The organism is Streptomyces sp. V4I2, from assembly GCF_030817655.1.
In the GTDB taxonomy this organism is placed as follows: Bacteria; Actinomycetota; Actinomycetes; order Streptomycetales; family Streptomycetaceae; genus Streptomyces; species Streptomyces plumbiresistens.
The window spans coordinates 3686650-3699543 of sequence record NZ_JAUSZM010000003.1 but is presented as its reverse complement, the minus strand read 5'-3'; the positions used below and the strand labels follow the sequence as shown (position 1 = coordinate 3699543).

Sequence of the window (12894 nt, the reverse complement as noted above, 5' to 3'; positions counted from 1 at the left end):
GCCCTCGCCGCGGTCGGCCCGGCCGGGAGCGGTGTCCTCGCCGCGGAGGATCGCCTGATGCAGCCGCCGCACCTCGGGTCCCGGGTCGGTACCGAGTTCCTCGGCCAGCCGCTCCCGTAAGGCAGCGAAACAGGCAAGGGCTTCCGGACCGCGTCCGCCGATGTGCAGCGCCCTCATCAACGCTGCGGCGAGCGGCTCGACCAGCGGGTGCTCCGCGACCAGATCGGGCAGCCGACCGACCACCGCCGCATGGTTGCCCACTTCCAGCTCGCAGTCGGCCCAGGCGACCAGCGCGGCGATGTACTCCTGCTTTCAGCTTTCCCTGGCCCGGGCCACCCAGGGCCCAGGCAGCCCGCCCAAGGGTTCTCCCCGCCACAACGCACACGCCTGACGCAGCACAAGCGCGCGTTCCCCCTGCGTGCGGGCAGATCCGCGGGCCCGCTCGACCAGACGCCGGAACCGGTGCAAGTCCACTTGGTCCGGGGCCACGTCGAGCAGGTATCCGTCAGCGCGGCGCAGGACACGCGGTGGCGTGGTGAGGTCGCTGTACTCGGGAACCGGGGTGCCCGGCTTCGCCTCCAGGAGCCTACGGATCCGGGCGATGTGCGAATAGAGCGAGGCGCGGGCCTCGGCGGGCGGGCGCTCGCCCCACAGCCGGTCGATCAGCGTATCGACGGGGACCGGCCGGCCGGCCTCTGCCAGCAGGAAGGCAAGCACGGCCCGTCGCTGCGGCGGGCCGGGCTCCACGGCTCGGCCGGCCACCCGCAGCTCCAACGGGCCCAGCAGTCGAAAATCCGTCATGCCAACCCGTCTGATCCGTCCACTCCACCACCTTGGGTGCGGGTCCATAACAGCAGGCGCATGCGGGGTGGACAAGGTTTCGACAAGGTCGTCACCAGGTCGGGACGCCACCATCGACGCATACACCGCCGAGCGGCCGAGCAGGCCGGCACCCACGGGCACAGTCCAGAACGAGTCAAGGGTGTCGACGAAGGGGGCGAGGTCGTTCGGCGGTGGAAGACCGTCGGCGATCGGACACTCGCGCGGCGGTGCGACCGAGGCAGACAAGCACCGTGAGCCGCAGGGCGACCGATGTGCCGGCAGGAGTCGACCCCTACATCGACAGTCAGACCGAAGGAGAATACGCATGAGACGGAATTCACTGTCAGGTGACCAGAGGGCAGGAGGGGGCTTCCTGGCTGGATTTGTGATGCGTCTGGTTCTCGTGGTCCTGATGTGCGCGAGTGCCGGAGTGATCACGACGGTCCAAGCCACACCTGCGGCCGCGGCGGAGTGCTCGGGATCGAGTTGCAACGGCCAGGACCCGCAGGCGAAGGGATGTTCCAGCGGTGCATCCAGCGTGCAGGGAGCGGCTTTCTGGGAAGCCAGTTTCAGTGTCGAACTGCGTCACTCGCCGACCTGCAGCGCGCGCTGGACAAGACTGACGGTCGATGACTATTTGCCCACCTGCTGTTACGCGATTCGGATCAGCATAGACCGGGACCTTCGAACTACTTACGGATGGTACAGATTCGCCACGTATCAGAAGAAGGTCGCGTCAGGTCTGGAGGGAGCTTTCTGGACGCCGATGGTGCAGAACAGCTCGGACGACAGACATCGCTCGTGTTACCGCTTGGAGGCAATGGACGGCTCCTGGACGGGTTCTTGGAGGTGCACGGGCTGGTACTAGCCAGTTCCGTATCAGGCGGCGTTTGCCCTGTCGTGATGTGACGTGGCGGCCGACTTAAGGTCGGTCGCCGAACTGCCACAGCAGTCGCCGCGGCACCGCCAAGGACTCGAAGCTGCTGCTACGCCGTTCCGGCGGATTTGGTTACAACGGCAGCGGAACCCGCCGGCGCAGTTCGGTGTTTCAACCACGGCGGCGTGGTCACCGCCACCCCGGTCTGGATCGCGATGCTTCACGACTACAGGGGCCTTGATGTACAAGGCGTGGTCCGACCGGGTGGTGACCGGTCCCCCGAGTGTGGGCCTGCACCTCAAAGTATTGACTTCGGTCGCCCCGGCCTAATTGGTGCCTGAAGAGAAGTGGGTCAGATGGCTGACGACATGGTTCTGAAGTCCCAGCAATTCATCAACACGTATTACGGCGGCATCACCGGGATTCCCGTGGTCGCCGAGGACGGAAACACCGGCTGGGCAACGATGTACGCCCTGATCCGGTGCCTGCAGCACGAGCTGGGCATCACGTCGCTGTCGGACAACTTCGGGCCGACGACGCTGTCGCTGCTCACCGCGCAGTACCCGTCGATCGACCAGTCGACGTCACCCAATGGCCCACTGATGGTGATCAGGATCATGCAGGCAGCCATGTACTGCAAGGGTTACGACGGCGGTGAGTGGCAGAGCAACGCCCTGCCGTCGGGGGCGTTCAGCGATCGAGTCATCGCGGGCGTGCAGAAACTGAAATCGGACGCCGGCTTGAGCGGCGTCTATCCGGGCGCGGCCATGGTCCCGAAATTGTTCAAGGCGCTGCTGACGATGGACGCCTACGTGGTTGTCAGCGGCGGCAACTCAACCGTGCGATCCATCCAGCAATGGATGAACGCGAGTTACATTCAGCGCACGAACTTCTTCGTCATCCCGTGCGACGGCGTCTTCTCGCGGGACGTCCAGAAGGCGCTCATGCTGGCGATCCAGTTCCAGATCGGCATGAGTGACACTTCGGCGAACGGGGTCTTCGGGCCGGCCACCCAGGCCGGTCTGAAGGCAAATGAGCTCTCCGTCGGCTCCTCCGGCCGTTGGGTTCAGTTGTTCTCCGCAGCGATGGTTTTCAACCAGCGAAGTGGGGCCACCTTCACCGACACCTTCACCTCCGCCTTGTCCGATCTGGTCAGTACCTTCCAGTCGTTCGTCAAACTCCCGGTCAATGGCAAGGGGGACTTTCAGACCTGGGCCTCGCTGCTGGTCTCCACCGGTGATCCGACCCGGCGCGGGCAGGCGCTGGACTGCGTTACCGAGATCACCGCCGCCCGGGCCAAGACGCTGACCGCGGCCGGTTACCAGGTGGTTGGCCGCTATCTGTCCAACGTCGCGAACACGTCGCTGAACAAGAAGATCCAGTTCGGCGAACTGGCCACGATCGCCGAGAACGGCCTGCGGTGTTTTCCGATCTATCAGACCTACGGTGAGGACGCCGACTACTTCCGCTCTGACCAAGGTTACAGCGACGCTCTGAGTGCGATCGACCATGCCCGGTTCCACGGCTTCAAGACAGGTACCCGAATCTACTTCGCCGTCGACTTCGATGCCCTCGACGAGGAGGTGACGAACCGCATCATCCCTCATTTCCGAGGGATCAAAGAGGCGATGGACGAGCGCGGCAATCCTTATCGGATCGGAATTTATGGTCCACGCAACATTTGCTCGCGAGTGGGTTACGGCGGAGTGACAACCGCCAGCTTCGTCTCGGACATGTCCACCGGCTACTCCGGAAACCTCGGGTTTCCGTTGCCTCCGGACTGGGCGTTCGACCAGATCGCCACCATCACCCTCGGTTCCGGTGATGGCAAGATCGAGATCGACAACAACATCTTGTCCGGGCGCGACAACGGCCAGAACACCTTTGATCCGGGGGAGTACACCGAAAATCTGGACGTCGACTTCGACTCGTCCCTCAAGCCCGCCCTGCTGGCGGACCTACAGCAGTACCTGCAATCGCAAGGAATTCCCGAGCGTGGCGGAAACCCTATCGAGGATGCCGCCCAGATCCACTCCACGACCGAGGCCTTCAACGCCATGATGTCGTACGACCCGCTGATAACCGGGCTGGCCCGAGCGCTCAAGATGCGCAAGGCGCTGATCGCGGTGCCGATTTTCTGGGAGGTTCGAAAATACGCGGTGGACGACCCCTCCGCCGATGAAGGGGTCATGCTGTACTACGCCGGGCACCGAGACCCGCTTGACAAGTGGATCAAGCGGGACTCCAGCACCGGCCTGGGGCAGATCTTCAGCGTGACCGCGATCAAGGCGCGCAACTACGCGATCGGCCAGGGAATCATCTCCGGCGCGATCAAGGACCCGGACGTGGACAACGACGTGTGGGGGATCTGGCAAAAGCTGCACTACGACAATGCCTACAACATCAGCTCGGCCGCGTACGTGTTGATTCACTGCGCGACCGACATCCGGCGCAACGAAGCTGATGCCCCGATCACCATTCCGCAGCCCTCGCTGGATTACAGCGACGAGTACACCCGGCTGGTCCTGCGGCGGTATCAGGGTTGGGGTGACGGTCCGGAATCCGACAGTTATATCAAGCTCGGCGTCTACCGGGTGCTGGAGAAGTACTTCGGTCCGTTGCGCAACTGACCTTCCGGCCAGCTTTTTCGCGTCCATCATTCGATGACATCCGGGCTGATCCGGAGAGGAAGAGGCACTGAGCATGGTCACATCGCGACGTACCCTACTGCGGGCGGTAACGGGCACCACCGCCGTCATCGCCATCCAGACCGGACTGGCGCTGCCCGCCTGGTCCGCCGTGAGGGCGAAGCCGATACCCCGGCGGGCGAAGCCGGTCACGAATCGGATCTTTTCCGGGAGGAATTCACCGAACGGTTGGCCGATCAATACCAAGGCCGACGCGGGCGGCAGCGTGTGGGCACGACCGGTCGCCGGTGCGGGCACCACCGTGGAGGTGTCGATCGGGGACGTGGAGGTGATCCTGGTCCACGTCGTCCGGCGGTTCCACTACGAGATCGACACCCTCCGCCCGGGCGAAGTGATCGGCTTCCGGAAAGCGGCTGGGGTAAAGGGATATCAGCTGAACCACGCCTCCGGGACCGCAGTCGACATCCGTCCCGGGTCTTACCCGGTGGGGGTTGGCGGCGGTTTCTTCCCGGCTCAGCTGGAGGTGATTCGGGACATCCTGGCCGACTGCGAGGGGCTGGTGTCCTGGGGTGGCGACTTCACCACTCCGGACGAGGCGCATTTTCAGCTTGCCGTCCCCCCGAGCGATGCGCGGGTGGCCGCGCTCGCGGTCAAGCTGCGGGAGTGGACGGCGACGCCCGGCCTCGGTGCCGGCGTCATTCAGAACCCGCTGGCCCCGCATCGCCGCGATGCCGCCCTCCGCGTCCAGCGCCGCCAGCACCGCTGACCGGCCGTCAGGTGGGCCCGGCCGCTCCCCACAGCCCGACCAACGCGGCCATCTGAGATGTCGGACGGCCCGCAGGGAGTGTGCGGGACAGGCGTTGGCGCCGGCGTGAAGACGGTGCGCAAGTGGCGTGGAAAGTTCGCCGCTGAGCGACTGGCGGGGCGGGATCGAGGGCGTGTACGGCGACGTGCGGACGCTGCGTACCTCGGCGAACCGGCCGTCCGCCGTGCCGGCGGACGGCCTGGACGAGATCAGGGAAACCCGGCCGCCACCACGGCGGATGAGTTTGTCCGTGACGGATGAACCTGCGCCGCAGACGCAGCACTGGCCGGCACAGGAGGAGGCGAGGTGAAAGCCCTGAGGTCGCCCTAGAGTTCCCCGACCTGTCGGCTCCCGCCTCCGGCGAAGGGACCGTCTAGTGTCTTGAGCCGAAGATTCTTGGCAGTAAGCGGCGACCTTGTCGAAGATCTCCTCGGGGGTCTTCGTCCAGACGAACGGTCGTGAGTGGTCGCTGCAGTCGGCGAGCCAGGCCCCGGTGTCGCGTTCGAAGGCTTGAACGGAGCGAGACCGGCCGCCCCGCGTCACCACCGCCAGACCGAATACTCGCTCGGTCTGACGGCGGGCACCTTCCGGAAATGGGCCCGCCGTGGGTGAGCCCCGCCGCCCACCAGCAATTGCGGCGCCGAGTGCGGTTTGTGGTGGCGGACATCACTCACGCTGCACACTGCAAGACCGAGGAACGGCCTGGAGGTTCGGCCTGTCACCGGGTAAGGAGCCTCTGCGCGCGGGAAGGGCAATCCGCTGCGAGGCGGTTCGAGCCCCGTTCGCGAGCTGGCGCGATCGTCCCCCCGGCCTTCAGTCCGCCCTGAAGGGCCTCATTGAGGCCGCGTTGGGGCCACAAGAACAGGAACAGACCGACAAGGGCCGAGAAAGACTAACAGGGCTCACCCCATTTGACCTGCAAAAACGCCGTGGGTCGGCGTAGATTGACAAGGACCGCCAAGATCCTCAAAGGACTCATAATCCGTCGGCCGTGGGTTCGAGTCCCACCCGCCCCACCACTGAGTGGTGACGAAGAATCGTTCTGACCAGCAACTTCGCTGGCGGGTCAGGTGAGTTGAGGGGGCCTGGCGCCTCTGTCCGATCGTGATTCTTGACGTTGAGGCCGAAATTGAGGCCGACGGATTCCCTAAAACGGGCATGTCATGCTATTGACGCATTCATCCCGGACGGCACGTGTGCGCCGCGCATCAGCTTCGCGGCAGCGGCACGAGTTCTGCCGTCTGCCCAGCGTGATCCGCGTGCAGTGCTTCGGTGGTGGTCCTCTGTTGGTCGTCGAGTGGTCCGGTAGCTGCTACTGCACCGGGTGTCGCGCGCGTCCGTCGCGGCGGTGCCGGGCTTGCTCTGTATCGGGGCCGATGCGCCTCGCTCTGGTTGGTGGGGCAGCCGCGTTCTCCAAGAACGCAGCTGCTGCCATGGCACCGTCGTGTGCCGGCCTGAGGCCGGGTGACTGGTCCGGTGTCCGGCCTTGACGGCGCGCACGGGCTGCTGGGCGTTCTGCGGTGCTTCGGCAGGTTCTGTTCATGGTCTTGTCGTTGCCTAACCGGTCGAGATCATGTTCGAGGTGCTGCTGGCCGGAGAGTCGGTACGCGGTGGTCGGCTGTCGTGAGTGCTGGGCCGGAACGACCCGTACGGGGAACTGCCCAGACCTCGCCCCACTGCCCTGAGCGGTGGCCGTGCCAATGTTGGCGATGTACCTTGATGGCATACATCATGGATGCTGGAGGTGCTCGATGTCCGTCACGCAGATTGATCTCGATGACGAGGCACTCGCCGAGGCCATGCGGCTGATGGGTGCCACGACGAAGAAGGAGACGGTCAACGCGGCCCTGCGGGACTACGTGGCACGGATCAAGCGGCTCGATGCCGCCGAGAAGCTGGCCGCGCGCGGTGCGCGTGGCGAGTTCGAGCAGGCCGCGGCGGCGCATGACGCAGGCAAGCGTGCCCGACGCGAGGCCTTCGAGTGATCACGTACCTGCTCGACACCTCCGCCCTGTGGCACGTGTTTCGCACCCCCGGAGCACTAGCGCCCTGGGAGGGGCACATTGCCGCCGGGGTGTTTCACCTCTGCGAGCCGACACGCGCCGAATTTCTCTACTCGGCAACCAGCCCGTCCCACCGGGACGAGCTCGCGGAGGAGTTGGACGCACTCTGCCTGCTCTCTCCCGTTCCGAAGAATGCCTGGCGTTGGGTCGACACCGCCCAGTACAAACTGACCCAGCGGGGCCAGCATCGCGCGGCAGGAGCGATCGACCTGTTGGTGTGTGCGACCGCGGTCCACCACGGGCACACCGTCCTCCACGTGGACAACGACTTCGTGACGGTGGCTGGAGTACTCAAGGACGTTCAGCAGCGAGACGTACGAGCCTGATCTCCTGGGGCCGGTCCTCTGAGGGCAGCCGTCGAACCGTCCAGATCTGTGAGCCTTGTGGCAAGGGTGGCCTCAGCGAGCCGAGTTGGCAGTGCGGCGCTGAGCTTGAGGCCGTTCGGCGCACGCGCGTCCACTGCCGGGAAGGCACCGTTGATCGTCCGCCTCCGAAACGGCCTTCCTTCATTCCGTGGCCCGCCGCCAGGAGCATGTCCACCGGGACGATGATCTTGGGGCCGATCCGCGGGAGCAGGACGCTCGTGGAGGCGGTAGCACCGACCATGATTGACGGCGACCATCGGGATGAAGGCCAGACCGGTCTCGATCGCGGAGCAGCCGAGGCCGATGCAGGTCGTAGGTGAGGAAGAGGCGCACGCGGCTTCTGCCGTGCCGAAGCCGACCAGCCTGCGCACCGGACTCGAAACCGAGCTGATCGGCGCGGAAGAGGGTGCTGCGATCGGGCCTTTGCGGCGCGACGACGGCGACAAGGGCGGTCTCGGTCTCGGCAGGCCGGTAACTGGACACGTCGTGAACAGTGGCCGAGGTGTGGCGACGCTGCCCGCAGACAGACCATCAGTGCACACACACGTGACCCGGGTCTGTCGCGCTTGGTCAAAAGCCTGTCGCCTGGTGTCCATCCGCCGACCGCCGGATCTTCGACGATCGAGGCAGGAACGATCCGAGGAGAAGACCGATGAGCGCAACAGCGGCGACCGGTACTGTCCAGGTGCGGGGTGCGTGTCCGCACGACTGCCCCGATACCTGCGCGATGAGGATCACCGTCACGGACGGCAAGGCTGTGAGCGTGGCCGGTGACCGGGAGCATCCGTACACCAGCGGTGGCTTGTGTGTGAAGGTCGACAACTACCTGGACCGGGTGTACAGCCCGGACCGTGTGTTGTACCCGATGCGGCGGACGGGGCCCAAGGGCAGCGGACGGTTCGAGCGGATCACCTGGGACCAGGCGCTGGACGAGATCGCGGACCGGTTCCGGGCGATCTCCGCGGAGTTCGGGCCCGAGGCCATCATGCCGTGCAGCTACCTGGGCACCCAGGGAATCCTGAACGGGCTCAACGTCGGCGATCCGTTCTTCGCCAGGCTCGGCGCCACTGTCGCCGAACGCACCTACTGCGACTCCGGTGCGTGCACGGCCTACACGATGACGATCGGCGACTGCGCCGGAGTGGACCCGGAGAGCCTGGTCCACTCGAAGTTCATCCTGATCTGGGCCTGCAACGTGATGAGCACCAACCTGCACCTGTGGCCGTTCATCGCCGAAGCCCGCAAGCGGGGTGCCACCGTGGTCGTCGTGGACCCGGTGAAGACCCGTACCGCGAAGGCCGCCGACTGGCACATCCCGATCCGGCCGGGCACCGACGGCGCGCTGGCACTGGCGATGATGCACGTGATCATCAACGAGGGCCTCACCGATGACGACTACGTCGCCCGCTACACGGTCGGGTACGAGGAACTCGTCGACCGGGTGCAGCGGTACACCCCCGAATGGGCGGCGGAGGAGACCGGTGTCCCCGCCGAGGACATCCGGCGGCTCGCCCGCGGCTATGCCTCCGCGCAGCCGTCGGTCATCCGCATCGGGGTGGCGGTGGAGCGGCATGCAGGCGGTGGCCAGACCGTCCGGGCGCTGGCCTCCCTGCCCGCGCTGGTCGGCGCATGGCGCAACCCCGGCGGCGGGATTCTGCAGCTGCCGCTGTGGGCGTTCCCGGTCAACTGGGGCGCGATGATGCATCCGGAGATGCTTCAGCCCGGCAAACGGGTCGTGAATCAGTACCTCTTGGGGCAGGCCCTCACCGGCGGCCTCGGCCTCGACCCGCCCCTCAAGGCACTGATGGTCTACAACTCCAACCCCGTGGTCGTCTGCCCCGATCAGGACAAGCTGATCGAGGGCCTGAAGCGTGAGGACCTGTTCACCGTCGTCAGTGAGCAGTTCATGACCGACACCGCCCAGTTCGCCGACATCGTGCTGCCCGCCACCACCCAGCTGGAGCAGGACGACATCATGTTCTCCTGGGGCCACCTCTACGTCACCTACAACCACCGCTCGATCGCGCCGCTGGGCGAAGCCGTACCCAACACGGAGCTGTTCCGGCGGCTGGCGGCACGGATGGGCTTCACCGAGGCGGTGTTCCGGCGTACGGACGACGAGATGATCGCGGAGGCCTTCGACTGGTCGGCGCCCGCAATGCAGGGCATCACCGTCGAGTCGTTGAAGGAAAAGGGCTGGCAGCGGCTGACCGTGCCGCCCGCGGACCAGTACGCCCCGTACGCGGAGGGCGACTTCCCCACCCCGTCCGGCAAGGTGGAGTTCAAGTCCTCCATCGCGGAGACTGTCGGGAACTTCGTGGTGCCGCTGTTCCGGCAGGGCTCCAACGACCATCAGCCGGGCACCCCGGTCGATCCGCTGCCGCACTACATTTCGCCTCGCGAGTCGACGCGCACGAATCCCGAGCTGGCCGCGCGGCACCCGCTCAGCCTGATCACCCCGAAGTCGCACGCCTACCTGAACTCCAGCAGCGCCAACCTGCCGTTGCACCGGCGCGTGCAGGGGGACCCCACCGTCCTCATCCATCCCGACGACGCCGCCGACCGCTCCATCGCCACCGGCGACGACGTACGGGTGTTCAACGAGCGCGGCTCGTTCGTGGTGAAGGCGAAGGTGGACAAGTCCGTCCTGGCGGGCGTCGCCGTCTCGGCGTACGGCGGCTGGCGCATGCATACGACGTCGCTGTCCACGATGGCGTCCCTGAATCCCACCGTCTTCGCCGACCTGGGCAACGCACCCACGTTCTCCGACACACTCGTCCAGATAGAGAAGGCCTGACCCATGGCGTACGTCGTGACCGACGCCTGCGTGGACATCCTCGACCAGTCCTGCGTCGAGGAATGCCCGGTGGACTGCATCTACCAGGGCGACCGGATGATGTACATCCACCCCGACGAATGCGTCGACTGCGGGAAGTGCATGACCGTCTGCCCGAGCGACGCGATCCACTGGGAACACAAGATCCCCGTGGAGCTCGCCCCGTTCACCACAGCCGCCGTCGAGTTCTTCGAAGAGCACGAGGACGCTGCCGGCGGTGCGTCCTCGCGTGGACCGGTCGGCGTCGACCATCCCCTGCTGCGGGAAAGGCGTGGCACCGGTGAGGACTGAGCACGAGACCGGGTCCGGTTCCGGCGGCGACGCGTACGACAGCGACCTGCTGATCGTCGGCGCCGGGCCGGTCGGTCTCTACGCGGCCTACTATGCCGGGTTCCGGGGAATGTCGGTCACCGTGATCGACGCTCTCGACGAGCCCGGCGGCCAGATGGCGGCGCTGTATCCCGAGAAGAAGGTCTACGACATCGCCGGAATCCCCGCCGTGAAGGCGCAGGACGTCGTCAACGCCCTCGTCGAGCAGGCGTCGCAGGCGAAGCCCCGGTATCTGCTCGGCCACACCGCGCAGACACTGGAACACACGGCGGACGGCATCGCCGTCACCACCCACCAGGGCACGGTGGTCACGGCGAAAGCCGCACTGGTCACCGGCGGGATCGGCAGCTTCACGCCACGCCCGCTGCCTACGGGCTCCGAGTACGAGAACCGCGGGCTTCGCTACTTCGTGCCGAAGCCGGCCGAACTCACCGGCGCCGACGTGGTGGTCGTCGGCGGCGGGGACTCCGCGGTGGACTGGGCGCTCGCGCTCGAACCGCTCGCCCGCACGGTCTCGCTCGTCCACCGCCGGCCCCGGTTCCGGGCACACGAGCACAGCGTCCGGCAGCTGCGCGCGTCGTCCGTGCGGCTGTACACCCCGCACGAGGTGCACCGGATCAGCGGCGAGAACTGCGTCGAACAGGTGGAGTTGATGAGTCTCGAGACCGGGGCGACCGAGAACCTGCGGGCCGACGCGGTGGTCGCCGCCCTCGGCTTCGTCGCGAACCTCGGCCCGCTCGCGACGTGGGGGTTCGAGATGCGGGGCCGGCACATCGCGGTCGACCGGACCATGCGCACGAGCCGGCCGCGCGTGTACGCCGCGGGCGACATCGCCGACTACGACGGCAAGGTCGCGCTGATCTCGGTCGGTTTCGGCGAGGCCGCACTCGCGGTGAACAACCTCGCCCCGTTGGTCGATCCCGCGCTCGGCACAGTGCCAGGACACTCCAGCGACGGGCAGTGACGGCCCCTATGCCCGGGCCCGAGTGCGGTAGGCGGTGGGGGAGGTGCCGTAGGCCTCGCGGAACGCCCGGCTGAACACGGCGAGATCGGTGAACCCCCAGCGGACGCAGATCTCGGTGAGCGTGGCGTCGCCTCCCCGGCGGGTCAGCAGGTCACGTCGGCACCGCTCCAGCCGCTGACGCCGGATCACTTGGGACACCGTCTGTCCCCGGCGCGCGAACATCCGCTGGAGCTGGCGCGTCGAAACGAAGTGCGCCTGCGCGACGCGTTCCGGGGACAGGTCCGGATCACCGAGATGCTCTTCGATGTAGGCGTCGATCCGCCGCAGCAGGCTCGCGTGGCGGTCGGTGCCCTCGCCGAGCCCATGCGCCTCCGTCGCGATGGTCGCCACCAGGTCGCCGATCTCATCGGCGATCCGGAGGGCGCCGGCCTCGCTGACGGTCGGCTTCGCGACGAGTACGTCGGTCAGCATCCTGCTCAGCACCCCGGTGATGCCGCTGCCGCCGTCCAGCGTCCGGCAGGTGAGCGAGACGGACTCGCTGTCGCTGAGCTGGATGGTGTCGCGAGGCCAGGTGAAGACAGCGAGGTCCCAGTAGGGGGAGGCGGCACCCGAACGAAGCGCCCAGTGAAAGGGTCGTTCTGTCTCGTAGATGACGAAGTCGCCGGGGTGAAGGGTCGCTTCGTGCCCGTCCTGCGCGGCATGCGCCTCACCTCGGCGGACCAGGCAGACCTGGAAGTATCGCTCGCCATCGCGCCGCAGCAGTTCCTGCGTGCGGACGACGTCCTGGTCCACCGAGCGGACTCCCGACACCCGGAGGTGGCCGAGGAAGTCGCTGCGCACGGCGCCGTCGAACGTGCCACAGTCCCGTTCGACGTCCACGTCGAGGCTGACGAAATGGTCCCGAAGGAGGTCCCGCCAGACCTCCCGCCGACTGGTATTCGTCTCGTTCGACCCCGCTGCTGTCATGGCTCCACCTCGCTCGTATCCGGTGCCCACCCGGCGCTGGACGAGTGCTGGTGGGGGAGATTCTCGGCCATTTCCATAGGCGGATCGTTGTTGCAATGTAAAAAGCCGGAAAATCCCCGCTCAGTGACGCTTTCCGGTCGCCGCTGGTCAAAAGCCTGTCGCACGGAGTCCTGTGCGGGCGGCCTCGGCCGGTGAAGATGAACGCCAGTGCCGATCAA

At 66.5% G+C, this 12894-nt stretch carries 10 protein-coding genes and 1 pseudogene; 9 read left to right on the top strand and 2 right to left on the bottom strand.

The window, feature by feature from the left end:
* Positions 1-57 precede the first annotated feature (57 nt).
* A pseudogene (locus tag QFZ76_RS51760) lies at positions 58-801 on the bottom strand (BTAD domain-containing putative transcriptional regulator); the annotation flags it as partial.
* On the opposite strand from QFZ76_RS51760, the gene QFZ76_RS51755 reads away from it, so the two are divergent.
* The 9 genes from QFZ76_RS51755 (at position 800) to QFZ76_RS17585 (ending at position 11710) form a co-directional block, all read left to right on the top strand.
* Entirely contained in the window at positions 800-1690 is an 891-nt protein-coding gene (locus QFZ76_RS51755; protein ID WP_373464310.1) for a DUF2690 domain-containing protein, read from the top strand. The pseudogene QFZ76_RS51760 and the gene QFZ76_RS51755 overlap by 2 nt on opposite strands.
* 365 nt (positions 1691-2055) lie before the next feature.
* The gene (locus QFZ76_RS17620; RefSeq protein ID WP_307674643.1) at positions 2056-4329 is read left to right on the top strand and encodes a glycoside hydrolase domain-containing protein; all 2274 of its coding nucleotides are present in this window, start codon (positions 2056-2058) and stop codon (positions 4327-4329) included.
* A gap of 73 nt (positions 4330-4402) precedes the next feature.
* Positions 4403-5113, top strand: a complete 711-nt coding sequence (locus QFZ76_RS17615; RefSeq protein WP_307674642.1) for a M15 family metallopeptidase — start codon at positions 4403-4405, stop codon at positions 5111-5113.
* Between the two features lie 127 nt (positions 5114-5240).
* Positions 5241-5462 (top strand): hypothetical protein, encoded by a 222-nt coding sequence (locus QFZ76_RS17610; protein WP_307674641.1) that lies wholly within the window; start codon positions 5241-5243, stop codon positions 5460-5462.
* Positions 5463-6903: 1441 nt separating this feature from the next.
* A complete protein-coding gene (locus tag QFZ76_RS17605) occupies positions 6904-7137 on the top strand; it encodes a type II toxin-antitoxin system VapB family antitoxin (protein WP_175263413.1) in 234 nt (77 codons plus the stop codon).
* Entirely contained in the window at positions 7134-7541 is a 408-nt protein-coding gene (locus tag QFZ76_RS17600; RefSeq protein ID WP_307674640.1) for a PIN domain nuclease, read from the top strand. The genes QFZ76_RS17605 and QFZ76_RS17600 overlap by 4 nt, the downstream gene beginning before the upstream one ends.
* A gap of 691 nt (positions 7542-8232) precedes the next feature.
* Positions 8233-10377: a molybdopterin-dependent oxidoreductase gene (locus tag QFZ76_RS17595; protein WP_307674639.1), complete on the top strand. Its 2145-nt coding sequence runs from the start codon at positions 8233-8235 to the stop codon at positions 10375-10377.
* Positions 10378-10380: 3 nt separating this feature from the next.
* Entirely contained in the window at positions 10381-10707 is a 327-nt protein-coding gene (fdxA, locus tag QFZ76_RS17590; RefSeq protein WP_307674638.1) for a ferredoxin, read from the top strand.
* A complete protein-coding gene (locus QFZ76_RS17585; RefSeq protein ID WP_307674637.1) occupies positions 10697-11710 on the top strand; it encodes an NAD(P)/FAD-dependent oxidoreductase in 1014 nt (337 codons plus the stop codon). The genes fdxA and QFZ76_RS17585 overlap by 11 nt, the downstream gene beginning before the upstream one ends.
* Before the next feature lie 6 nt (positions 11711-11716).
* Here QFZ76_RS17585 and QFZ76_RS17580 read toward each other — a convergent pair whose 3' ends face one another.
* On the bottom strand, positions 11717-12676 hold the full coding sequence (locus QFZ76_RS17580) for a helix-turn-helix domain-containing protein (RefSeq protein WP_307674636.1): 960 nt from the start codon (positions 12674-12676) through the stop codon (positions 11717-11719).
* Positions 12677-12894 lie beyond the last annotated feature (218 nt).

Bases quoted from the DNA above. Each gene is read 5' to 3' on its own strand.
- QFZ76_RS51755 (WP_373464310.1), top strand. From the start codon at position 800: ATGCCAACCCGTCTGATCCGTCCACTCCACCACCTTGGGTGCGGGTCC.
- QFZ76_RS17620 (WP_307674643.1), top strand. From the start codon at position 2,056: ATGGCTGACGACATGGTTCTGAAGTCCCAGCAATTCATCAACACGTAT.
- QFZ76_RS17615 (WP_307674642.1), top strand. From the start codon at position 4,403: ATGGTCACATCGCGACGTACCCTACTGCGGGCGGTAACGGGCACCACC.
- QFZ76_RS17605 (WP_175263413.1), top strand. From the start codon at position 6,904: ATGTCCGTCACGCAGATTGATCTCGATGACGAGGCACTCGCCGAGGCC.
- QFZ76_RS17595 (WP_307674639.1), top strand. From the start codon at position 8,233: ATGAGCGCAACAGCGGCGACCGGTACTGTCCAGGTGCGGGGTGCGTGT.
- fdxA (WP_307674638.1), top strand. From the start codon at position 10,381: ATGGCGTACGTCGTGACCGACGCCTGCGTGGACATCCTCGACCAGTCC.
- QFZ76_RS17580 (WP_307674636.1), bottom strand. From the start codon at position 12,676: ATGACAGCAGCGGGGTCGAACGAGACGAATACCAGTCGGCGGGAGGTC.